Source organism: Kitasatospora sp. NPDC091207 (genome assembly GCF_044768625.1).
Classification (GTDB): Bacteria; Actinomycetota; Actinomycetes; order Streptomycetales; family Streptomycetaceae; genus Kitasatospora.
Map to the genome: position 1 here is coordinate 14,719 of NZ_JBIVVS010000040.1, position 22,980 is coordinate 37,698.

The 22,980-nt window shown below is 74.0% G+C and carries 16 protein-coding genes; 3 read left to right on the forward strand and 13 right to left on the reverse strand.

What is annotated here, in order from left to right; genetic code table 11:
* Positions 1-53 precede the first annotated feature (53 nt).
* From der to ACIQTO_RS36220, 3 genes are all read right to left on the reverse strand, one after another.
* On the reverse strand, positions 54-1,505 hold the full coding sequence (gene der, locus ACIQTO_RS36210) for a ribosome biogenesis GTPase Der (RefSeq protein WP_402397475.1): 1,452 nt from the start codon (positions 1,503-1,505) through the stop codon (positions 54-56).
* 247 nt (positions 1,506-1,752) lie between these two features.
* Positions 1,753-2,466: a (d)CMP kinase gene (gene cmk, locus ACIQTO_RS36215; RefSeq protein WP_402397477.1), complete on the reverse strand. Its 714-nt coding sequence runs from the start codon at positions 2,464-2,466 to the stop codon at positions 1,753-1,755.
* Positions 2,467-2,798: 332 nt separating this feature from the next.
* Positions 2,799-3,884, reverse strand: coding sequence for a prephenate dehydrogenase (locus tag ACIQTO_RS36220; RefSeq protein ID WP_402397480.1), 1,086 nt, complete (start codon positions 3,882-3,884; stop codon positions 2,799-2,801).
* A gap of 366 nt (positions 3,885-4,250) precedes the next feature.
* Between ACIQTO_RS36220 and ACIQTO_RS36225 the strand changes: the two genes are divergently transcribed.
* The 3 genes from ACIQTO_RS36225 to ACIQTO_RS36235 all read left to right on the forward strand — a co-directional run bounded on the left by ACIQTO_RS36225 (position 4,251) and on the right by ACIQTO_RS36235 (position 8,541).
* The gene (locus ACIQTO_RS36225; RefSeq protein ID WP_402397483.1) at positions 4,251-6,482 is read left to right on the forward strand and encodes a DUF4139 domain-containing protein; all 2,232 of its coding nucleotides are present in this window, start codon (positions 4,251-4,253) and stop codon (positions 6,480-6,482) included.
* Positions 6,483-6,485: 3 nt separating this feature from the next.
* On the forward strand, positions 6,486-8,114 hold the full coding sequence (locus tag ACIQTO_RS36230) for a mucoidy inhibitor MuiA family protein (protein ID WP_402397486.1): 1,629 nt from the start codon (positions 6,486-6,488) through the stop codon (positions 8,112-8,114).
* 64 nt (positions 8,115-8,178) lie between these two features.
* Positions 8,179-8,541, forward strand: a complete 363-nt coding sequence (locus ACIQTO_RS36235) for a DUF952 domain-containing protein (protein ID WP_402397489.1) — start codon at positions 8,179-8,181, stop codon at positions 8,539-8,541.
* A gap of 36 nt (positions 8,542-8,577) precedes the next feature.
* On the opposite strand, the gene ACIQTO_RS36240 is transcribed toward ACIQTO_RS36235, so the two are convergent.
* The 10 genes from ACIQTO_RS36240 to ACIQTO_RS36285 all read right to left on the reverse strand — a co-directional run bounded on the left by ACIQTO_RS36240 (position 8,578) and on the right by ACIQTO_RS36285 (position 22,382).
* Positions 8,578-9,561, reverse strand: a complete 984-nt coding sequence (locus ACIQTO_RS36240; protein WP_402397491.1) for a helix-turn-helix domain-containing protein — start codon at positions 9,559-9,561, stop codon at positions 8,578-8,580.
* A 385-nt stretch (positions 9,562-9,946) separates the two neighbouring features.
* Positions 9,947-11,446, reverse strand: coding sequence for a pseudouridine synthase (locus ACIQTO_RS36245; RefSeq protein WP_402397494.1), 1,500 nt, complete (start codon positions 11,444-11,446; stop codon positions 9,947-9,949).
* A 62-nt stretch (positions 11,447-11,508) separates the two neighbouring features.
* The gene (locus tag ACIQTO_RS36250) at positions 11,509-12,102 is read right to left on the reverse strand and encodes an SMC-Scp complex subunit ScpB (RefSeq protein ID WP_402397548.1); all 594 of its coding nucleotides are present in this window, start codon (positions 12,100-12,102) and stop codon (positions 11,509-11,511) included.
* A gap of 383 nt (positions 12,103-12,485) precedes the next feature.
* Positions 12,486-13,454 carry a segregation and condensation protein A gene (locus ACIQTO_RS36255; RefSeq protein ID WP_402397496.1) on the reverse strand — a complete coding sequence of 323 codons (969 nt, stop codon included), beginning with the start codon at positions 13,452-13,454 and terminating at the stop codon, positions 12,486-12,488.
* Positions 13,455-13,682: 228 nt separating this feature from the next.
* Positions 13,683-14,372 carry a hypothetical protein gene (locus tag ACIQTO_RS36260; protein ID WP_402397499.1) on the reverse strand — a complete coding sequence of 230 codons (690 nt, stop codon included), beginning with the start codon at positions 14,370-14,372 and terminating at the stop codon, positions 13,683-13,685.
* On the reverse strand, positions 14,369-15,436 hold the full coding sequence (locus tag ACIQTO_RS36265) for a ParA family protein (RefSeq protein ID WP_380392235.1): 1,068 nt from the start codon (positions 15,434-15,436) through the stop codon (positions 14,369-14,371). The genes ACIQTO_RS36260 and ACIQTO_RS36265 overlap by 4 nt, the downstream gene beginning before the upstream one ends.
* Before the next feature lie 575 nt (positions 15,437-16,011).
* Entirely contained in the window at positions 16,012-17,127 is a 1,116-nt protein-coding gene (gene ald, locus ACIQTO_RS36270; protein WP_402397502.1) for an alanine dehydrogenase, read from the reverse strand.
* A 264-nt stretch (positions 17,128-17,391) separates the two neighbouring features.
* Complete coding sequence (locus ACIQTO_RS36275; RefSeq protein ID WP_402397505.1) at positions 17,392-19,758, reverse strand: tetratricopeptide repeat protein; 2,367 nt, start codon at positions 19,756-19,758, stop codon at positions 17,392-17,394.
* 241 nt (positions 19,759-19,999) lie between these two features.
* Entirely contained in the window at positions 20,000-20,638 is a 639-nt protein-coding gene (locus ACIQTO_RS36280; protein ID WP_402397507.1) for an NUDIX domain-containing protein, read from the reverse strand.
* A gap of 109 nt (positions 20,639-20,747) precedes the next feature.
* Complete coding sequence (locus ACIQTO_RS36285) at positions 20,748-22,382, reverse strand: CTP synthase (protein WP_402397510.1); 1,635 nt, start codon at positions 22,380-22,382, stop codon at positions 20,748-20,750.
* Positions 22,383-22,980 lie beyond the last annotated feature (598 nt).

The window sequence follows — 22,980 nt, forward strand, 5'->3', positions numbered from 1 at the left end:
GGGCTCCTGGACCGGGCGACCGCCACCGAACGACGGCCGCCCACGCCGAGGCCCTACTTGCGCTTGCGCTTCTCCCGCACGCGCACCGAGATCGAGATCGGCGTGCCGACGAAGCCGAACTCCTCACGCAGCCGGCGCTCGACGAACCGGCGGTACCCGGCCTCCAGGAAGCCCGAGGCGAACAGCACGAAGCGCGGCGGGCGGGTGCCCGCCTGGGTGCCGAACAGGATGCGCGGCTGCTTGCCACCGCGGATCGGGTGCGGGTGGGCCGCGACCAGCTCGCCGAGGAAGGCGTTCAGGCGCGCGGTCGAGATGCGCGTCTCCCACCCGTCCAGGGCGGTCTCGATCGCCGGGACGAGCTTCTCCATGTGCCGGCCGGTCTTCGCCGAGACGTTGACCCGGGGTGCCCACTGCACCTGGACGAGATCGCGCTCGATCTCGCGCTCCAGGTAGAAGCGGCGCTCCTCGTCGAGCTGGTCCCACTTGTTGTAGGCGATGACGACGGCGCGCCCGGCCTCGACGGCCATCGAGATGATCCGGGTGTCCTGCTCGGTCAGGGTCTCGCTGGCGTCGACCAGGACAACCGCGACCTCGGCCTTCTCCAGCGCGGCGGAGGTGCGCAGCGAGGCGTAGAAGTCCGCGCCGGCGGTCATGTGGACCCGGCGGCGGATACCGGCGGTGTCGACGAACTTCCAGGTCTTGCCGCCGAGCTCGATCATCTCGTCGACCGGGTCACGGGTGGTGCCGGCCAGCTCGTTGACGACCACCCGCTCCTCGCCGGCGACCTTGTTGAGCAGGCTGGACTTGCCGACGTTCGGCCGGCCGATCAGCGCGACCCGACGCGGACCGCCGGTGGCGACGCCGAAGGTCTGCGGCGGGGCCTCGGGCATGGCGGCCATGACGGCGTCGAGCAGGTCACCGGAGCCGCGGCCGTGCAGCGCGGAGACGGGGAAGGGCTCGCCGAGGCCGAGCGACCACAGGTACGCGGCCTCCGCCTCGGTGGACTGGCCGTCGACCTTGTTCGCGCAGAGCACGGTCGGCTTGCCGGCCCGGCGAATGATCTTGATCAGGGCTTCGTCCGTGTCGGTGGCGCCGACCGTGGCGTCGACCACGAACAGCACCGCGTCGGCGGTCTCGATGCCCAGCTCGGCCTGCGCCGCCACCATGGCGTCGATGCCGAGGACGTCGATCTCCCAGCCACCGGTGTCGACGACCTTGAAGCGGCGGCCGTTCCAGGTCGCCTCGTAGCTGACCCGGTCGCGGGTGACGCCCGGCTTGTCCTCGACGACGGCCTCGCGGCGGCCGATGATGCGGTTCACCAGGGTCGACTTGCCGACATTCGGGCGGCCGACGACGGCCAGCACGGGCAGCGGCACGTGGTCGGCGCCCCCGAGCCCGTCGATGTCCTCGGGGTCGAACCCCTCCTCGGCGGCGAGCGCCATGAATTCGTCGTACTCGGCGGCGTCCAGCTCACCGTGGCCGGTGGCGGAGTGCTCTGCGGTCATGTTCGTGTTTTCCGTTTCCCGGCCCGGCCCTTCCCAGGGGCGTGCCGTGCGTACCTGCCCCGGTCGGGGCAGCGCGATCACTTCAGAGAGGCGCCCTGCGGGCGCTCCCGAACAACAAGCCGCGACCGGTGAAGGTCGCGGACGATGAGCCCCGGACAGCGAGCCCGGAACGATGAGCCCGGAACGAGGAACCCGGCCGGCGAACCGACCGGTCCCGGGGCCCGGGCCCCGGACGACGCGTAGCGGCTCACACCGCCGACAGCCCGGCCCGCTCCTCCACCAGCGCGATGATCGTGCCGATCACCTGGTCCAGGGTGAGTTCGCTGGTGTCCACCAGGACGGCGTCGACGGCCTGGGTCAGCGGGGCGGTCTCGCGCGAGGAGTCGGCCTTGTCCCGGCGGGCCAGGTCGGCGGCCATCTCGGCGATGGTGGCCTCGTCGACGCCCTTGGCGCGCAGCTCGGCCGCCCGCCGCCCGGCCCGGGCCGTCTCCGAGGCGGTCAGGAAGATCTTGACGGTGGCCTCCGGGAACACCACGCTGCCCATGTCCCGGCCCTCGGCGACGATGCCGCGCTCGGCGACCTCGGCGCAGCCGCGCTGCAGCTCCACCAGGCGCGTCCGCACGGCCGGCACCGCCGCGACGGCGCTGACCCGCGCGGTCACCTCGGGGCCCCGGATCGGACCGGACACGTCCTGCCCGTCCACCGTGATGGTCGGACCGGCCGCGTCGGTACCGGAGACGATCACCGGCTTGCCGCAGGCGACGGTCACGGCCTCCGGGTCGTCGACGTCCACGTCGTTGGCCAGCATCCACCAGGTCAGCGCCCGGTACATCGCACCGGTGTCCAAGAAGCTCAGGCCCAGCCGGGCGGCGACCGCCCGGGAGACGGTCGACTTGCCGGAGCCGGAGGGTCCGTCGATGGCGACGACGACCGGGGCGTGCGCTCGGTCGGCAGTGTCCACGGGGCGAACCTCTCTCTGGGCCTGAGACCCGAAACCTGAACCCAGTACGGCGTGTGCCGTTCGGCGTGAAACCGGGGGATGTCTCCCTCAAGGTTAATGGACCGGCGCCAGAGCCCGGTCCGCTCCCCGGCGGGACCGCCCGGCCGTGGTCGGCACCCGCCCGCCCCTCGCCGGTCCCCACCCTGCGGCGGCCCCTCGGCCGCCCCCTCGGCCGCCCCGGATCGCCGCCGGCGCACCGGTCGCCGCCGCGATCAGCCGCTCGTCCTCCAGCGGCGCCGGCCGCGTACCGGGCGGCCGGCGCCGGTGACCGGACTCGGCACTCGGCACGGGGCTCAGTCCCGGACGCTCCACCCGCTCGCCCGCAGTGCCACCGTCAGCGGCATCACGGCGGCCGGCGCGACCGAGAGCTGGACGAAGCCGACCTGCTGCCCGGTCGAGTGCTCGATGTCGACGTCCTCGATGTTGACCCCGGCGGCGCCGACCTCGCCGAAGAGCCGGCCCAGCTCGCCCGGCTGGTCGCCGAGCACGACCGCCACCGTCTCGTAGCGGGTGGGCGGCGCGCCGTGCTTGCCCGGGATCCGCGACTGGCCGGCGTTGCCCCGGCGCATCACCGTCTCGATCCCGGCCGCGCCCGCCCGGCGCTCCCCTTCCTCGGCGGCCTGCATCGCGCGCAGGGCGGTGACGGTCTCGCCGAGGTCGACGGCCACCTCCTCCAGGATGTCGGCGACCGCGCCGGCGTTGGCGGAGAGGATGTCCACCCACATGCCCGGGTTGGACGCCGCGATCCGCGTGACGTCCCGAACCCCCTGGCCGGCGAGCCTTATGGCCGTCTCGTCGGCCTTCTCCAACCGGGCCGCCACCAGCGAGGAGACCAGCTGAGGGGCATGCGAGACCAGCGCGACGGCGCGGTCGTGCGCGGCGGCGTCCATCACGATCGGCATCGCCCCGCAGAGGGCGACCAGCTCCAGGACGGCGTTGAGCGTCTCGGTGTCGGTGTCGGCGGTGGGGGTGAGCACCCAGGGGCGCCCCTCGAACAGGTCGGCGCGCGCGGCCAGCGGGCCCGAACGCTCGCGACCGGCCATCGGGTGGCTGCCGATGTAGTGGACGGTGTCGCAGCCCAGCGCCGCCACCTCGGCACGCGGCCCGTCCTTGACGCTGGCCACGTCGGTGTACCAGCGCGCCAGTCCGCGCCGCTGGCAGTCGGCGAGCACCTTGCCGACCAGCGCGGGCGGCACCGCGATGATCGCCAGGTCCACCGGGCCGTCGGCGGACTCCGTCGTACCGGCGCCGAGCGACGCGGCGGTGCGGGCCGCGTCCGGGTCGGTGTCCTCCAGATGAACGGTCAGCCCGCGTGCGGTCAGGGCGAGGGCGGCGGAGGTGCCGATGAGTCCGGTACCAACGACGGCGGCAGTGCGCATGGCGGGGTGGCTCTCCTCACGGGGCTGACCTTGACGTGCCCGCCCATCCTCTCGCATCCCCACCACCCCTGCGGCCACGGCCCACCCCGACCGACCGCGACCACTCCGACCGCAACCGCCCGACCGCCGGCTCCGTCCCCTCTCACGCGACACCACGCGCACCAGCAGCACGCACGGACCTCCGCACGGACAGACGCGGACGCACACGGACGCGGACCCAGACACACACCGACACACACACGCACGCCGCACACGCCGCGCACGGGCGAAATCCGAGGACGTCCGCCCCGATGCGGGGCAGACTGACCGCCCAGGGGGCGGCAACGCGCGATCGGCGCGAGCGGCGCGAACGAAGGGGTAGGCCGGGTGGACGATCAGCACAGGACAGACAACGGAAAGCGGTCCGACGAAGCGGCGGTACCGGCCCACCCGTCGGTGCTCGACTCGGTCGTGGTCTACGCCGCCGGCGCGGTCTGCCGCCGCCGGGCCCGGGTGGCCCTGCCGCCCGGCGGACGACTGCGGCTCACCGGGCTGCCGCAGGTGCTCGACGGGCGGTCGCTGCGGGCCCGGGTGCTCTCCGGCCCGCCCGGCACGGCCGTCACCGAGGCCCGTCTGGAGCCCGTCGCCGAGCTCCGCTCTCCCGACGAACTCCCCTCACTCCGGCGTCAGTTGAAGGACGCCAGGGAGCACGAGTCGGCCGTCCGCGAGCGACACCGGCGGACCCTCGACGCCATCGCCGAGACGTCCGCGCTGCGCGCCGTCCCGCCGGCCCGCCGGAAGGACGAACCGCTCCGCCGTACGCCCGCCGATGCCTGGCTGGAGCTGGCCGAGTTCGTCGACGAGCGGCTCGCCCGACTCCAACTCCGCGCCGAGGAGCTGACCGAGGAACTCGAACGGGCCGAGCACGCGACCGAGACGCTGACCGACCGGGTGGAACGTTCGTCCACCGCCGGGCCGACCCGGCCGGTGGAGACCTCGGCGACCGTCCTGCTCACCCTCACGAGGCCCGTCGCCGGCCCCGGCCCCGCACAGGCCCAGGACCAGGCCCAAGACCAGAACGCAGCCCCCGCCACCGAGCCCGGCACCGGCACCGAGATCGACATCGAGCTCGAGTACGGCGTCCCGGCCGCCCGCTGGGTACCCGCCTACCGGCTGTCCTACCAGCAGGGCTCCGACACCGGCCGGCTGGTCCTGCGCGCCTCCGTCGCCCAGCGGACCGGCGAGGACTGGACCGGCGTGCGCCTCGCGCTCTCCACCGCCGACCTGGACCGGCGCACCGACCTGCCCAAGCTGCGCTCGCTGCGGATCGGCCGCAGCCAGCCCGCCCCACCGCCCTCCGGCTGGCGCGAACCCCCCGCCGGCCTGGGCGACCTCTTCACCGGCTTCGACGCGGTGGGCCCCCGCCCCGAGCCCCGCCGGCGCGGCCCGGTCCCCGTCGCGGCCGTCACCGCCGCCGCGCCCCCGCGCTTCGCCGCGCCCGTCGCCCCCACCGCACCGGGCGCGCCCTACGCGGGCGGCGCCCGCCCCAGTGGCCCCCATCCCGGTGGCCCCCACCCCGGCGGTACCCGGTCCGCCGACGAGCCGCCGCTCCCGTCCCTCGGCTTCGCCGGCTACGGCGGGCCGCCCCCGCAGCCCGGCGGCCCGCTGCCCCCGCCGGCGGCGGCCCCGGCCCCGGCTCCGCTCGCCCGCCGGGCCCGCTCCGCGCGCGGCGCCACCGAGGCGGCCGGGTCCGCGTTCGCCGACGAGTTCGGGGGCGCCGCGGCCCCGCTCGCACCCCCGGCTCCCGCCACCCCGGACGCCACGCTCCTCGACTACCCCTCGCTCGTCCTGGCCGGACCGGACGAGCCCACCGCACTCCGCGGCACGCTCCACCCGCCGACCGCGACCCGCCCGGCACCCGCCGGCTCCCCCCTGACCGGTCTCCAGCTCCCCCTCCACGCCGTGCCGCCGCGCGCCTCGGCCGGCTCCTTCGACCACCGGTTCGACGCCGCCGCCCCCGCCGACGTCCCGTCCGACGGCAGCTGGCACACCGTCACGATCGGCGAGATCCCGGTGACCGTCCAGCCCGAGTACGTCACCGTCCCCGCTGTCGAGGAGAAGGTGTACGGCACGCTGGTGCTCGCCAACCGAACGGCCCAGGCGGTCCTGGCCGGCCCGGTCGAGGTCACGGTCGACGACGAGTTCCTGCTCACCGCCGCCCTGCCCACCCTCGCCCCGGGCGGGACGCGCCGGCTCGGCATCGGTGTCACCGAGAGCGTCGAGGTGGCGCGCCGCACCGAGCTGCACGAGTCCACCACGGGCATGCTGAACACCAGCACCGTGCTCGACCACCGGGTGCACGTGGAGTTGGCGAACCGGCTCGGGCACGCCGTGACCGTGGAGGTCCGCGAGCGCGTACCGGTCAGCTCGGACAGCGAGGTCCGGATCGAGGAGCGGGCCGACTGGCACGCGCCCGCCGTCCCCTCGCCGGAGTGCCCGCCGAGCACCCGGCTCTGGCGGATCGAACTGCCGCCCGGCGGGCGCGCCGAGCTCGACGGCGGGTACCAGATCAGAATCCCGGCCGGAAAGGCCATCGTCGGCGGAAACCGGAGGAACTGAACGATGAGCAGCGAGACCATTCCCCTCCCGGTCACCGCCGTCACCTGCCTGGAGGACCGCAGCCAGATCGAGCGCACCGTCACCGTCGACCTCGCCGCCGGCGTCCAGCGGCTGCGCCTCGGCCCGATCACCGCGCTCGCCGTCGACCGGACCCTGCGCGCCGAAGCCGTCGTCCCGGCCGGGAGCACCCGGCCTGCCGGAGCCCCCGGGGCCACCCAGGCCGCCGGCGCCCCCGGAGCGACCACGGCCGTACCCGGCGGCGTCCGCGTCCTGGACGCCCGGATCGTCCGGGCCTGGACCCCGCGCGCGCCCCTTCCGCCCGGTCCGGACGACTCCGCACTGCGCCACCGCGTCCACGAGCTCGACGCCCGGGCCCGCCTTGAGGACCAACGGCGCCACCGCCTGGAGGCCCGGCTGGCGCTGCTCGCCCAGCTCTGCGCCGACCTGCTCCGCGAGGTCGGCGAGGGGGCCGGCGTCGGCGAGGTCGAGCGGGCCCGCTGGACGCGCGAGCTGGACCGGGTGGACGCCGAGCGCGAGCGGTACGGCGAGGAGCTGCGGGCCGTTCACTCCCGGCTGCGGGAGCTGGAGGTCGAGCGCTCGCAGGCCCGGACCGCCCTCGACGAGGCCGAGGAGGAGCCGGCCGAACTGGTCGCCCACCTCGACCTCACCGTCGAGGCGGCGGCCGCCGGCCCCGCCCGGCTGACCGTCAGCCATCTGGTGCCGTGCGCCGTCTGGCGGCCGTCCTACCGGGCCACCCTCGCGGACGGAACGCTGCGCCTGGAGTCCGAGGCGGTGGTCTGGCAGCGCACCGGCGAGGACTGGACGGGCGCCCGCCTCACCCTCTCCACCGCCCGGTCCGCGCTGGCCACCGCACCACCCGCGATCACCGAGGACGTGCTGGCGCTGCGCGACCGCAGCGCCGAGGAGCGCCGCACGGTCGAGGTGGAACTGCGCGAGGAGACGATCAGCACGCTCGGCCCGGCCGCGGCGGTGCCGGGGGTGGACGACGGCGGCGAGGTCCGGGTGCTACGGGCCCCCGCCCCGGCCACCGTGCCCTCCGACGGCCGGGCGCACCGGGTGCCGCTGGGCTCGTTCACCGCGTCCGCCACCGGCGAGTTCGGGTGCGCCCCCGAGCTGTCGCCGCTGGTGACCCAGGTGGTCCGGTTCCGCAACGCGGCCGGGCACGCGCTGCTCGCCGGCCCGGTGGAACTGATCCGCGGCAGCGGCTTCACCGGCCGGGGCGAGCTGCCCTTCACCGCGGCGGGCGCCGAGGCCGAGCTGGCGTTCGGCAGCTCGGACGGCTACCGGGTGGTCCGTGAGACCGACGAACGGCAGGGCACCGCCGGACTCACCCAGCGCTCGGTGACCACCCGCACGGTGCGGCTGCACATCTCCCGCTTCTCGGGCCCGGAGGAGCGGGACGAACAGTTGGTCACGGTGCGCGAGCGGGTGCCGGTCTCCGAGGTGTCGGCGGTGGAGGTGCGGCTGCGCAAGGAGGAGTGCTCCCCGGCACCGGACGCCTTCGACACCGAGGGCATCGTCCGCTGGGACCTCCCGCTCGGCCCGGGCGCGCGTCGGACGGTGACGCTGGTGTACGAGATCTCCGCCTCCGCGAAGGTGGCCGGCCTGTGACACCACCACCCGCGCCCGGTCGGCCGCACCCTCGCCCTGACGACCGGTCGGGTACAACAGGAACATGATCCTGCACCTCGCCCCTCTGGACGACTGGCTGGCCGACCCCGGCCGGCCGTACGCCACCGCCTCGCTGCTCACCGACGGGTTCATCCACTGCTCGGCGGACGAGCGGACGGCGCTCGCGGTGGCCAACGCCTTCTTCGCCGACACCCCCGGTCCGCTGATGGTGCTGCTGATCGAGGAGTCGCTGGTGGAACCGATGGTGAAGTGGGAGGTCCCGAACGGCACACCGCCGCCCGGCGCCACCCCCGGTGTGCTGTTCCCGCACATCTACGGGCGGCTGAACCGGTCCGCCGTGGTCGGCCTGGAGAAGGTCGAGCGCGGGCCGGACGGCCGCTGGGCGCACCTCACCCCCTGGAGCTGAGCCGACCCGGTCCTCGCCCGGGCCGCGCCTCCCCCGCTACAGCCAGCCCCGCTCCCGGGCCGCCATACCGGCCTGGAAGCGGGTGGTGGCGCCCAGCTCCCGCATCAGGCTCTGCAGCCGGCGCTGGGTGGTCCGGGCGCTCCAGCCGAGCGAGCGGGCGATCGACTCGTCGGTGAGGCCGGCCGCCAGCAGGCCCAGCAGCTTGCGGTGGTCGGCCTCCGGCTCCAGCGCGCCCTCGGCGGCGCCGATCGCGGACTGGAGCTGGACCGCCCGCTCCCACTCCGCCTCGAACAGGGTGTCCAGCGCCTGGAGCAGCGCCGACGGGTGGATCACGTAGGCCGCGTCGAGGACGCTGTCACCCACACTGATCGGGATGATCGCCATCCGGTCGTCCGACATGATCATCTTCATCGGCAGCACCGGCCGGACCCGCGCCTCCTCACCGTCCGCGACGCCGGCCAGGATGTTCTTCTCCAGCCGGCCCGGCCAGGCGACCGCCTCCCGGTCGTAGATGGTCCGGAACCGCAGCCCCTCCCGCATCCGCTCGCGCTGCAGCGGGATGTTGGCCACCGGGTCCTGGATGTACGGGGGGCGGTCGAAGCCGCGGACCTGGTACTGGCTGGTCTCGGTGATGTGCTCCAGCCGCTGGGCGATCGCCTCGCCACCGGTCAGCACCTCGACCGAGTGCGCCGGGTCGGTGTAGCGCGAGGCCTCCCGGAAGGCGTCCATCAGGCGGTGCATCTCGGCCCTGGCGTGCCGCAGCTCGGACTCGCGATGGCCGATCAGCGTGCCTATCGCCACATCGGGGGCCACCGGAAGGAAGCGGTGCCGGTCCACCGGTGCCCGGGTCGCCATGCCCTGCTGCGCCAACCGGTCCAGTGCGCGGACGCTCTGCTGGAGCGTCAGACCGCAGCAGAGCGCGAGGTCCTCGGCCGTGGACTGTGGGTTGGCCACCAACGCCGCGTAGACCTGTCCGTCCGGCGCGGCCAGTCCCAGTGTGCTGAGTGGTGCATCGGACACGACGCCGCTCCCCGTCTCGACTCCCGCCCGCGCCCCGGGTGGCGCAGTCCCGCCACCCGGCGAGTCGTGGTCAGGTGGCAATCTTCGGCCACGGATCATGACGCTGACAAGGCGATGACCAGGCGATGCGTCCCGGCTCACAGCAGAACCCGCCGAACAGCAGGAGGGCCTCCCCGCCAAGTGACGGGGAGGCCCTCCTGAACGCTCGAATATGCAGACCGGTCTACAGAGAGGTCGGGCCGTCGCGCGAAATATGTAGACCGGTCCACAGAACCGAGGCGGAATATACAGACCGGTCTACAGAGCCGGCCAGAATATGTCGACCGGTCTAGAGAGTGGTTCCTCCACCCACCGGCCCACGGATTCCTGCCGACCTTCTGCCTTCCTACAGGCCGACCTCATGCATCAGCTGACCGACCTCGGGGTTGGTCAGGCGGCGCAGCCAGCCGGACTTCTGGTCACCCAGCGCGATCGGACCGAAGTGCGTGCGGACCAGCTTCTCGACCGGGAAGCCGGCCTCGGACAGCATCCGGCGGACGATGTGCTTGCGACCCTCGTGCAGGGTCACCTCGACCAGGTAGTTCTTGCCGACGTTGGAGATCACCTTGAAGCTGTCGGCCCGGGCGAAGCCGTCCTCCAGCTCGATGCCCTTGGCCAGCTGCTTGCCCAGGTCCCGCGGGATCGGGCCCTGGATCGCGGCCAGGTAGGTCTTGGTCACGCCGTACCGGGGGTGGGTCAGGCGGTGGGCCAGCTCGCCGTGGTTGGTGAGCAGGATGATGCCCTCGGTCTCGGTGTCCAGGCGACCGACGTGGAAGAGCCTGGTCTCCCGGTTGGTCACGTAGTCGCCGAGGCACTGGCGGCCGTCCGGGTCCTCCATCGTGGAGACCACGCCGGCCGGCTTGTTCAGCGCGAAGAACAGGTAGGACTGGGTGGCGACGGTCAGGCCGTCCACCTTGATCTCGTCCTTCTCCGGGTCGACCCGCTTGCCCTGCTCGGTCACGCGCTTGCCGTTGACCTCGACCCGGCCCTGCTCGATCAGCTCCTCGCAGGCCCGACGGCTGCCGATGCCGGCCCGGGCCAGCACCTTCTGCAGGCGCTCGCCCTCCTCGCTGCCGGTCTTCGACACCTTCACGGCCGGCTTGTCGTGCCGGGCGAGAACGGCGTCCTCGATCTTGGCCTGCAGCTCGCGCGAGCGCTGCGGCTGGCGCCGCGGGTCGCCCGGGGCGCCCTGGCCCTCACGGCGCGGCCGCGGGGCCGGGCCGGGACGGCGGCCGGTGAAGCCACCGCGCGCGGGAGTGGCGTTGGGGCCGCCGCCGAACTCGGGCCGGTCGTAGCGCCGCTCCTCGGGCCGCAGCGGGCGGTCCGGGAACCGGCGGTCGTCGCGCCGGTCGTCCCGGCGGTCGTCGCGCCGGTCGTCGCGCCCGTAGGAGCCGGAGCCGCCCCGCGAGGCACCGGAGCCGCCGCCGTAGGACCCGCCCCGCGAACCGGAGCCGCCGTACGAGCCCCCACGCGAGGAGCCCGAGCCGCCGCCGTACGAGCCACCACCCGACGACCCGCCGCGCGAGCCCGAGCCGCCGCCGTACGAGCCGCCACCCGACGACCCGCCGCGCGAGCCCGAGCCGCCGCCGTACGAGCCGCCACCCGACGACCCACCCCGCGAGCCCGAACCGGACCCGTACGAGCCGCCACCCGACGACCCACCCCTCGAGGCACCGGAGCCGCCGCCGTAGGAGCCGCCGCCGGACGAACCCCCGCGCGAAGCGCCCGCGCCGGGGCCGCCGCTGCGACCCGAGCCGCCCCCGTAGGAGCCGCCGCCCCGGCCCCCGCCCTGTCCGCCGCGACCGCCGCCGCCGCTGCTGTTCCTGCCGTTGCCACTGCTACGCATCAAAGTGTCCGTACGTCGTTCCGTCTGGGATGTGCGGTCGTTTCGGCCGACCTCACCGCCCCCTACCGATCGAGCGAAGCCCGACCGGCCTCGCCACTGCCGTTCGCAACCTGCGCGGCAGCGGCGGCGACCGCCTCCGCGATCATCGTGCCCTCCAGGGACTCCGCTTCCACGTCGTCGACCTCGGGCAGGAAGGGAGCGAGTTCCGGCAGCTCGTCCAGGCCGCGGAGCCCCATCCGTTCCAGGAAGTAGTTCGTCGTCCGATACAGGATCGCACCTGTTTCGGGCTCGGATCCGGCCTCTTCCACCAGTCCTCGCTGTACCAGGGTACGCATCACGCCGTCACAGTTCACACCACGGACGGCCGAGACCCGCGATCTGGACACCGGCTGCCGGTAGGCGACGACCGCCAGAGTCTCCAGCGCGGCCTGGGTCAGCCGGGCCTGCTGGCCGTCCAGAACGAAGCGGTCGACGGCCGCAGCGCACTCGGCCCGGCTGTAGAACCGCCACCCGCCGGCCACCAACCGCAGGTCGAAACCCCGCCCCTGGGCGGTGTACTCGGCGGACAGCTCACGCAGCGCCGACGCCACCTGCTCCCGCGGTCGCTCCAGGACGGACGCCAGCCGGGCCTCCCCGGCGGGCTCGTCGACAACCATCAGGATCGCCTCCAGCTCGGCCTTCAGCCCGGGTCCGCCCGCCGGCGCCGCCTCGACCGGTGCCCGCTCGGCTCCTGCCCCGCCAGAAGTCGACAGAGCCGACTTCTGGTGCACCACCAGCACCTCGGACACCTCCGGGACGGGTTCGGCCACCACCGCCCCACCAGCCAGGGCCTCAGCACCCGCCACCTCACCGGCCACCACCTCAGCCACCACCGCCTCGGCGGTCACGGTCTCAGCCACCACCGCCTCGGCGGCCGCGTCGAGCACCGGCTCCGCCGCCACCACCCCGGGTGCCGGCTCCAGCCACTCCTCCGCCCTCGGCTGCCCCGGCACACCGAGCGGACGCCGCACCGGCCGCTCACCGGCGTTCGCGCCAGACGTCATCGCTCCTCCTTCCGCTCACCCGCCGGCCGGTCGAACTCGTCCGTCACCTCGACCGCGCGGCGGTCCTCCTCGGCCACCCAGCGCACCAGCAGCTCGCCCAGCGCCTCGGACTGCTCGAAGGCGAGCACCCGCTCCCGGTACAGCTCCAGCAGGGCCAGGAAGCGGGCGACCACGACCAGGGTGTCCGGCGCGTCGGCGACCAGTTGCTGGAAGGAGGCCTCGCCCAGCTCGGCGAGCAGCCCGACCACCAGTCCGGCCTGCTCCCGCACGCTGACCGGCGGGGCGTGGATGTGGTCGACGTAGACGACGGGCTTCGGCCTGGGCGTCATCGCCTTCGCCGCGAGCTGCGCGAACCGCTCCGTGCCGATGCTGATGACGACCTCGGGGAGCAGCCGCGCGTGCCGCGGCTCCAGCCCGACGCTGCGGGGGTGCCGGAGCAGCTCGGCGGCCCAGCGGTCGCCGAACAGGGCCGCCGCCCGCTTGTAGGCCCGGTACTGCAGCAGCCGGGCGAAGAGCAGGTCGCGCGCCTCCAGCAGTGCGAGGTCCTCCTCGTCCTCGACCTCGGCGGCCGGCAGCAGCCGGGCGGCCTTGAGGTCGAGGAGTGTCGCGGCGACCACCAGGAACTCGGTCGCGGCGTCCAGGTCCCAGTCCGGGCCGGCGGCGCGAATGTGGGCCATGAAGTCGTCGGTGACCGTGGCCAGCGCCACCTCGGTGACATCCAGCTTGTGCTTGGCGATCAGGCTGAGCAGCAGGTCGAAGGGGCCTTCGAAGTTCTCCAGCCGCACCCGGAAACCGCCGCGCGGCTGATCGACGGCCTCGACGGCCTCGACCGCCTCAGCAGCCGCTACGGCCCCACCGCTCCCGGCGGCCGCACCGGTCACCCCGGTCACCCCGGTCACACCGGTTCCCGTGGTCTCGACGACCTCGACGGTCTCGGCAGTGGGCGGTTCGGAGGTGCTCGGCATGACAGTCCATCTTCACTCGGCGCCGCCGCCCACCCCGTGCCGGGGCCGCCGACACGCCGTACGCGTCGCGCGCCGCCCGGCATCGCGGCCCGCAGACCACCGGACACCGCCCGGACTCACGCCGCACCGGCGCCCACCGAACACCGACCCACTGGCACCGGCCCGCGCACCCAGGGCACCGGCCCGCGCACCCAGGGCACCGAAGCACCCGGCAGCCACCGCCAGGCCTCAGCGCCCGCGCAGCCGCCGCACCAGGATGCTCGCCTCGCCGCGCTGCTCCAGATCGGCCAGCACGACCGCGATGGCCTCCCGGACGATCCGGCCGCGGTCCACGGCCAGCCCGTGCTCGCCGCGGAGCACCAGCCGGGTGTGTTCGAGGTCCATCAGCTCCTCGGCGGACACGTACACGGTGATCTTCTCGTCGTGCCGCTCCCGCCCGCTGGGGCGGCGCGGAGCCCGTCCGCGCGCCCTGGGGCGCCCTGTGGCGCCCGCCTGCTCCTCGGTGGCACCCGCGTGCTGGCGCGGCGCCGGCGCGGCGCTCCGGCCGCCCTGCACGGTCTTCCCGGCCTGCATGGCACCCGCCACACCGGCAGCGGCATTGCCCGCGGCACCGGTCTGCCCGATGCCCTGGGCCCCGCCCGGCTGTGCCGGGCCCGGCACCGACCCGCCGGCCGACGACTGGTGCTCGCGCGACCGGCCGGCCTCACCGGCGGTCCCGGCACTTCCGGTCGTACCGCCCGCGGCGCTCCCGGCTCCGTCGTCGACGCCCTCGGCGCCGTCCGCTCCGGGGCCGGCGCCGTTGACCGTCCGCGCGGTCTCCGGTCTGGGCGCCTCGGCGGCCGGACGCGGCGCGAGGGACGGCGACAGCGCCATCCCGCCGGTGGTCCGGAACAGCTCGTCGGCACCCGGGAGACTCACTCGGCGGGGCGGCACCGGTCGAGCACCTCCCTGGCCAGCTGACGGTAGGCGGCGGCCCCGACCGAATTGGTCGCGTACGTCGTGATCGGCTCGCCGGCGACGGTGGTCTCCGGGAAACGCACGGTCCGCCCGATGACGGTGTGGAAGACGTGCTCGCCGAACGCCTCGACGACCCGGGCCAGCACCTCGCGGCTGTGCACGGTGCGCGAGTCGTACATGGTGGCCAGGATGCCGTCCAGGCGCAGCTCGGGGTTGAGCCGCTCGCAGACCTTCTCGATCGTCTCGGTGAGCAGCGCGACGCCGCGCAGTGCGAAGAACTCGCACTCCAGCGGGACGATGACGCTGTGAGCCGCGGTCAGGGCATTGACCGTCAGCAGGCCCAGCGAGGGCTGGCAGTCGATGATGACGAAGTCGTAGTCGGGCAGCAGCGGCTTCAGGGCGCGCGCCAGCGCGGACTCCCGGGCCACCTCGCTGACCAGCTGCACCTCGGCGGCGGAGAGGTCGATGTTGGAGGGCAGCAGGTCCATGCCCGGCACCGCGGTCTTCAGCAGCACCTCATCGGCCGTCAGGCCCCGCTCCATGAGCAGGTTGTAGACGGTGACGTCGAGTTCCATCGGATTGACGCCGAGACCCACCGAGAGCGCGCCCTGCGGGTCGAAGTCCACCAGCAGCACACGGCGGCCGTACTCGGCCAGCGCCGCACCCAGGTTGATGGTCGACGTGGTCTTGCCGACGCCGCCCTTCTGGTTGCACATCGCGATGATCTGCGCGGGACCGTGCTCGGCCACCGGCGCGGGGATCGGGAAGTACGGCAGCGGACGGCCGGTCGGGCCGACCCGCTCGCGGCGCTGGCGCGCGGCGTCGGGGGCCAGCGTGGCGGCGTACTCCGGGTCCGGCTCGTACTCGGCGTCCGGGTCGTCGTAGGCGCCGTAGGCGAACTCGCCGTAAGCCAGGCCGTGGGCCGGCAGGTCGACGTCGTAGTCGGTCACCGTGGTCACCTGTGCTGTGTTCTGGCGTGCTTCGAACGTACGGAGTGCGACCGAGCCGACCTCGGCCGAGCCCACGGTGGCCTGCCGGGCCCCGGACTCCTCACTCGGCTGGACGGCGGTGTGCTCCGCCAGTCCTGGCTGACCACCCCCGGGAGCAAATGTCGACTCATTCACAAGTCGTCTTACCTCCTTGGGCATCCAGGACTCTATGTCGATTCGTCAGCGTGGCAGCATGCCGACGGTTTGCGACTCTAGGCCGTTCAAGGCGTTCGCAGCAACACAATCCACGGTAGTGGGCAGGATGTGTCGACTATCGGGCAACCCTCTGTCAAGGGATGCGCGGGCCCTTGACCCTAACGTTTCTGCGGTCGGGTGACGCGACCCACAGAAATTGACGACAGAGCGACCCGCCCATGTCACCGCCCGTTCACAGGCATGCCGAAGCCCCCGATCCTCCTTCCCGCCACCGCTGGGCGGAAGGGAGGGAGGATCGGGGGCCTGCGGGCCGCCCCGCGGGGAGCGGCCGGGTCCGGGAGGGTCCGCGCCGGCCTGGCGCGGACCGTCCCGGACCGAAAAGACACCGGAAAGACACCGGAAAGGGCACCGAACGGCGCCGGGTGGGCGCCGGTCGGGGCTCCGTCAGGGACCGGTCAGGCGAGCACGCTCTCCAGGGAGACGGACTCCAGGCCGAAGGCCTCGGCGACGGCGCCGAAGGTGATCTGGCCCTCGTGCACGTTCAGGCCCTTGGCCAGCGCCGGGTCGCGACGCAGCGCGTCCTTCCAGCCACGGTTGGCCAGCTCCACGATGTAGGGCAGCGTGGCGTTGGTCAGCGCGTAGGTGGAGGTGTTCGGGACGGCGCCCGGCATGTTGGCGACGCAGTAGAAGACCGAGTTGTGGACCTCGAAGGTCGGCTCGGCGTGCGTGGTCGCGTGCGAGTCCTCGAAGCAGCCGCCCTGGTCGATGGCGATGTCGACGAGCACGGAGCCCGGCTTCATGCGGGAGACCAGCTCGTTGGTGACGAGCTTCGGGGCCTTGGCGCCCGGGATCAGCACGGCGCCGATCACCAGGTCGGCCTCCAGGACGGCCTTCTCCAGCTCGAAGGCGTTGGAGGCGATGGCCTTGATCTTGGTGCCGAAGACCTTGTCGGCCTCGCGCAGCTTGTTGATGTCGCGGTCGAGCAGGGTCACCTCGTAGCCCATGCCGATGGCGATGGTGGCCGCGTGCCAGCCGGAGACGCCACCGCCGATGACGACGGCCTTGGCCGGGTGGGTGCCGGGCACGCCACCGGGCAGCACGCCGCGGCCGCCGGCCGGGCGCATCAGGTGGTACGAGCCGACCTGCGGGGCCAGCCGGCCCGCGACCTCGGACATCGGCGCGAGCAGCGGCAGGGCACCGTTGGCGAGCTGCACGGTCTCGTACGCGATCGCGGTGGTGCCGGACGCGACCAGCGCGTCGGTGCCGGCGCGGTCGGCCGCCAGGTGCAGGTACGTGAAGAGGGTCTGGCCCTTGCGCAGACGGTGGTACTCCTGGGCGATGGGCTCCTTGACCTTCAGCAGCAGGTCGGCGGTGGCCCACACCTCGTCGGCGGTGGGGAGGATGGTGGCGCCGGCGGCCACGTACTCCTCGTTGGGGATCGAGGAGCCGAGACCGGCGTTGTCCTCGATGTAGACCTCGTGTCCGTTGCGGACGAGCTCATGCACGCCGGCGGGCGTGATGGCCACGCGGTACTCGTGGTTCTTGACCTCGCGGGGGATGCCGACCTTCACGGGCTAAACACGTCCTCTTGTGCCATGGGGGTCCCTACCGGAGAAGACCGGCGGGCGACGCGCACGTGGGGAAGCCTCCGGAAGGCACCGGGGCATGGATCGCTGCGCGACTGAGTTCGAGTGTAATGAAGCCCAGGCGGCGTGTCAGCCTTCCAAAGTGAATAAATCTGCCGGAGACATTGGCAGGTTCGTAGGCTTCCCCAGCGATCTTCCCGCCAAAGCAATGCCAACCAGGCATCTCCGACAATACTCCGAAACCGCCCCCTACCACCCGCCGTCGGAACGTTCCCGCAGCTCCGCGAGGGCCACGCCGACCGCCTGCAGCCCCCGCTCGTCGCCCAGGCGCCGCAGCACCGACAGCGACGCCCGGTACTCCCGCTCGGCCTCTTCGAACCGGCGCTGCGCGGTGTGCGCCTCGGCCACCCGGGCGAGCAGCCGGGCCTCGGCGGCGTGGTCGCCCATCGACTGCCGCAGGGCCAGCGCCCGCCCGTACCAGTCGGCGGCGCGGACCGCCTCGCCGAGCGCCCGGTAGCAGCCGGCCGCGCCCTCCAGGGCCCGGGCGCAGAGCGCCTCGTCGTCGGCGGACCGGGCGTGCTCCAGGGCCGCCCGGTAGTGCGTGGCGGCCTGCTCCCAGCGGCCGGCGGCGGCCTGGAGGTCGCCCAGGTTGAGCAGCGCGGCGGCGGCCCGGCGGGGCTTGCCGTGCCGTTCGGCCACGGTCAGCACCTGCTCGTGCAACTGATAGAGGTCGGCGGGGGCGGCGGCACCGGTCAGCGGCAGCGCCCGGAGCAGGGCGGTGACCAGCCGGCCGGCCGAACCGTCCAGATCGCCCTGGCCGATCGCGTCGGCGACCGCGCCGAGCAGGACGTCGCGTTCGCCGAGCAGCCACTGCCGGGCCTCGGCGCCGGAGCGCAGCCGCAGCGGGCCGGGCAGCGGGTCCGGGCCGGGGCCGCCGGCCGGGTCGAGCAACGCGCGGGCGGAGTCGGTGAGCCGGACCAGCCGCTCCAGCAGCCGGGCCCGGGCCAGTTCGACCTCGGCGGGCCGGTCCTCCCGCTCGCGCAGCCGGACCAGCCGGGGGTAGAGCCGGCCGGGCACCCGGTAGCGGAGGGTGCCGTCGGCGGCGGGCGGCTCCTCGCCGAGCAGGTCCCGCTCGGCGAGCGTGGCCAGCGTGGTGGCGGCCTCCGGCGCCGGGCAGCCCACCAGGGCCGAGGCGGTCCGCAGGTCGGCCAGCTGCCCCGGGGCGAGCGTGAGGGCCCGCAGCATCCGCGCCTGGGCGGCCGACAGCGTGCCGTACAGCAGGGTGAACGCACCGATCAGGGGATCGTTGTCGGGCACCGGGACGGGCTCGGCGGGCTCGGGCGCGGGCTTCACCCAGGCGGCGGGGTCGGTCACCGGCACGGCGGCGGACGACAGGACCGCCGCGGTAGCGGCCGGGGGCGGCGACAGCGGCCCCGCGGCCGGGCCCGGCCCGCCCCCCGGCGCGACTCCCGCCACCACCCGCCGCCCGGGCTGCTCCACGCCCTCGACGCCCTGCTCGGGAGCCGGCTGCCCGTTCCTCGGCCCGCCGCGCCGCTCTCCCCGCTTCGCCCCGCCCCGGGCGGCCCCCGCCGGACGCTTGTCGCCCTTCGCTCCCCCCGGAACGTCCTTGGCCCCACCCGAAACCTGCCCGTTGGCAGCCTGCCCGCCCGAAGCCTGCCCGGCCGCTCCGGCCGTCCCCCCGTTGAGCGCGCCCTTGGCCCCACCCGGAGCCGCCCCGCCCGGCCCCGCGGGCCCGCCGGCCCCACCCGGCGGGACCTCCTTCGCCCCGGCCGCGTCCCCGGCCGCCCGCACGCCGCCCGCCGGCTTCGCGTCGGCCTCCCGGACCGCCCGGGCCAGCTCCTTCGCGGCGTCCGTGACCGCCAGTTCCGGGTTGCCCCGCAGCCATCCGGCCATCAGCCGCAGCGCGGCCGGCCGGGAGGCGCAGGCCTCGGCGAGGTCCGCCCCGCCGACCGGGTCGCAGCTGATCCGCGTCCCGCCGACCAGGTCCCCGAGCAGCTCGCCCGAGGCCAGCCGGTCGAGCCCGCCGAGGATGACCGGGTCGATGTCCTCGATGCCGGTGAGCGGCCCGGCGGTGGTGGCCAGCACGAGGCAGCCGGGCTCGTCCGCGAGCAGCGGCCAGAGCTGCCCGGCGTCCCGTACGTCGTCCAGCACCAGCAGGACCTTCCGCCCGGTCAGTGCTTCGCGCAGCGCGACGCAGGCCGGTTCGTCCCGGCCGTCCTCGACGGCGCCGGGCAGCGGGACGCCCGCGGTGTCCGCGCCGAGCTGCTCCAGCAGCCGCCGGGCGGCCCGGGCGGGGGGCACCCGGCCGCCGTCGGGGGCGGAGAGCCGGGCGAACAGCACGCCGTCGGGATAGTCGGCGGCGACGGTCAGGGCGAAGCGGACGGCCAGCGTGGTCCGTCCGGAGCCGGGCCGGCCGGCCAGCACCAGGACACGGCTGCGGCCCTCGGCGGGCCGGGCGGCGGCGGCCCGCAGGGCGGCGAGCTCGGCCCGCCGGCCGACGAGCAGCGCGGGACCGGCGGGCAGCCGGTCCAGTCCGGGCACACCCTCGACGGACGCGCCGGGCCCCGCGTCCATCGTCACCGTCTTCCTCGCCACCCGTGCCACTCCCGACGTCACCCAGCGCTCAGCGGAGGCGGCCCGGGACGGGCGCCCTGTCTGCGAAGCGTAGTTCGACCGTCCGGCTCCGCCGAGGTGACATCCGGTCGTACGAACCGGTAAGTCACCCCCGCGGACCAACCGCGAGAGGCCGACCCACCCGGTGTCACCTCACGTGGCCCACCACGACAACGCCACGAAGGTCACGCCACGAAGCTCACGCCGGGGAGGCCACCCGGGCTCAGGCCGAGAACGGCCGGGCCGGCCACGGCGAGTCGGCCGGGCGCAGCGCGTCCAGGCCGCCGGGGCCGGTGAGGGCGGCGTGCGCGGCCAGCGTGCCGGTGATCAGGGTGGGGTTGTGCAGTTCGCCCGCGTGGATCAGCCGGATCAGCTCGGTGACGGGCATCCGGGCGGTCTCGATCTCCAGTTCCTCGCCGTGCGCCTCGTACCGCTCGCCGTCGGCCTCGGTGAGGTCGGTGGCGAGGAAGAGCCGCAGCGCCTCGTCGGTGCCGCCGGGCGAGGTGTAGAAGTCGACCAGCACCCGCCAGGTGCCGGCCTTGCAGTGCGCCTCCTCGTACAGCTCGCGCTGGGCGGCGTGCAGCGGGTTCTCGCCGGGGACGTCGAGCAGGCCGGCCGGCAGCTCCCAGAGCCGCTGGCGGACGGGGTGGCGGTACTGGCGCAGGACCAGCACCCGCTGCCGGTCGTCCAGCGCCAGGACGGAGACCGAGCCGGGGTGGGTCTGGTAGTCGCGGCGGGCCCAGCTGCCGTCGGGCATCCGGACCTCTTCCGAGCACACCCCGGTGACCTTGCCCTGGAACGGTGTCCCGGTCCCCCGGGTCTCCCACTCCTCGGGCACGTCAAAGATGCTCTGGTCGTCCATCGCTCTCCCCTTTTCGTCAGTACGACACAATCTAACGCCGGACGGCGGCCCCGCGGGAATCGCGGGGCCGCCGTCCGGTGACATGTCGACGACTACTGGTCGGTCCTGACTACTGGCCGGCCGTCTTGATCTCGATGGCCGCCTTGACGAGGCCCGCGAAGAGCGGGTGCGGGCGGGTCGGGCGGGACTTCAGCTCCGGGTGGGCCTGGGTGGCCACCAGGTAGGGGTGCACCTCGCGCGGGTACTCGACGTACTCGACGAGGTCGCCCTTCGGGGAGAGGCCGGAGAACTGCAGACCGGTCTTCTCCAGGTCGGCGCGGTACGCGTTGTTGACCTCGTAGCGGTGGCGGTGGCGCTCCTCGACGTACTGCTCGCCGCCGTAGACCTCACGGACGATGGAGCCCTCGGCGAGCTTGGCCGGGTAGAGGCCGAGCCGCATGGTGCCGCCCAGGTCGCCCTTGCCGTCGACGATGGCCAGCTGCTCGGCCATGGTCGAGATGACCGGGTACTTGGCGGCCGCGTCGAACTCGGTGGAGTTCGCCTCGGGCAGGCCGGCCAGGTTGCGGGCCGCCTCGATGACCACGCACTGCAGGCCCAGGCACAGGCCCAGCAGCGGGACCTTGTTCTCCCGGGCGTAGGTGATCGCGGCGACCTTGCCGTCCACACCGCGGTCGCCGAAGCCGCCGGGGACGCAGATCGCGTCCACGTCGCCGAGGTGCTCCTGCGCGCCCTCGGGCGTCTCGCAGTCGTCCGAGGTGACCCACTTGATCTCGACCCGGGCGTTGTTGGCGAAGCCGCCGGCGCGCAGCGCCTCGGTCACCGACAGGTAGGCGTCCGGCAGGTCGATGTACTTGCCGACCAGCGCGACCTTGACGATGTGCTGCGGCTCGTGGACGCGGCGCAGCAGGTCGTCCCAGGTGGTCCAGTCCACGTCACGGAACGGGAGGTCCAGACGGCGCACCACGTACGCGTCCAGGCCCTCGCTGTGCAGGACCTTGGGGATGTCGTAGATCGACTTGGCGTCGATGGCCGCGACCACGGCCTCCTCGTCCACGTCGCACATCAGCGAGATCTTGCGCTTGATGGCCTGCGGGACCTCGCGGTCGGCGCGCAGCACGATGGCGTCCGGCTGGATGCCGATGTTGCGCAGCGCGGCCACCGAGTGCTGGGTGGGCTTGGTCTTCAGCTCGCCCGAGGGGCCGATGTACGGCAGCAGGGAGACGTGCACGAAGAACACGTTGTCCCGGCCGACCTCGTGGCGGACCTGGCGGACGGCCTCCAGGAAGGGCAGCGACTCGATGTCGCCGACGGTGCCGCCGACCTCGGTGATCACCACGTCGACGTCCTCGGTCGCCATCCGGCGGATCCGGGCCTTGATCTCGTTGGTGATGTGCGGGATCACCTGGACGGTGTCGCCCAGGTACTCGCCGCGGCGCTCCTTGGCGATGACCGTCGAGTACACCTGACCGGTGGTGACGTTCGCCGAGCCGTGCAGGTTGGTGTCGAGGAACCGCTCGTAGTGACCGACGTCGAGGTCGGTCTCCGCGCCGTCGTCGGTGACGAAGACCTCACCGTGCTGGAACGGGTTCATGGTGCCCGGGTCCACGTTGAGGTAGGGGTCGAGCTTCTGCATCGTCACGCGGAGTCCGCGGGCCTTGAGCAGGGCGCCAAGGCTGGAGGCGGTGAGGCCCTTGCCGAGAGAAGAGGCGACACCCCCGGTGACGAAGAGGTGCTTGGTCGTCACGGCGCGGCCGTTCGATGCCTTGCCGGAATGGGGCTGTGCCAAGAGGGGGCTCCCGTGGGTCGCGTGTCGAAGGTGACGTGGGCGGGAAGCTCTCGGCTCGCCTTGCGCGACGGGAGTGCGGTGCGGTGCACGGCACTCGGTGGGTCGTCGGTTCGGCTGGTCCGGGGCGTTTGATCCCACCGGTCCACGGGATACCAGGGTATCAGTGCCCCGGCCGGGGCGCGTTCCGGCCCGCTCGTGACGCCCGGGAACCACACTCCCGGCGCACTCCCGGCTCACCACCGGCGCACCATACGGCGCACGCGTCACACCGGTCGCACCACCCGCCCGAGCGGGCCACTCCACGGCGCTCGGGCGGGTCATCACAGCCCCTCCCGACGGACCATCCGGAGGTGATCCTTCCGAGCCATCCTGCACGGCTCCCCCACGATGCACGGCATTTCCGCCGAATTGTGTCGCCCCACGGGGCTGCGTCCGCGTGCTTCGCCCCTTTCGTCCGTCGTAAGCTGCACGGACGCATCGCCGACAGCATGAGCACGCGGAGGGCGTGGGAGGGTCAGGACACCTCTCGGTCCCCGATGCGCGACCGGACCTCCCC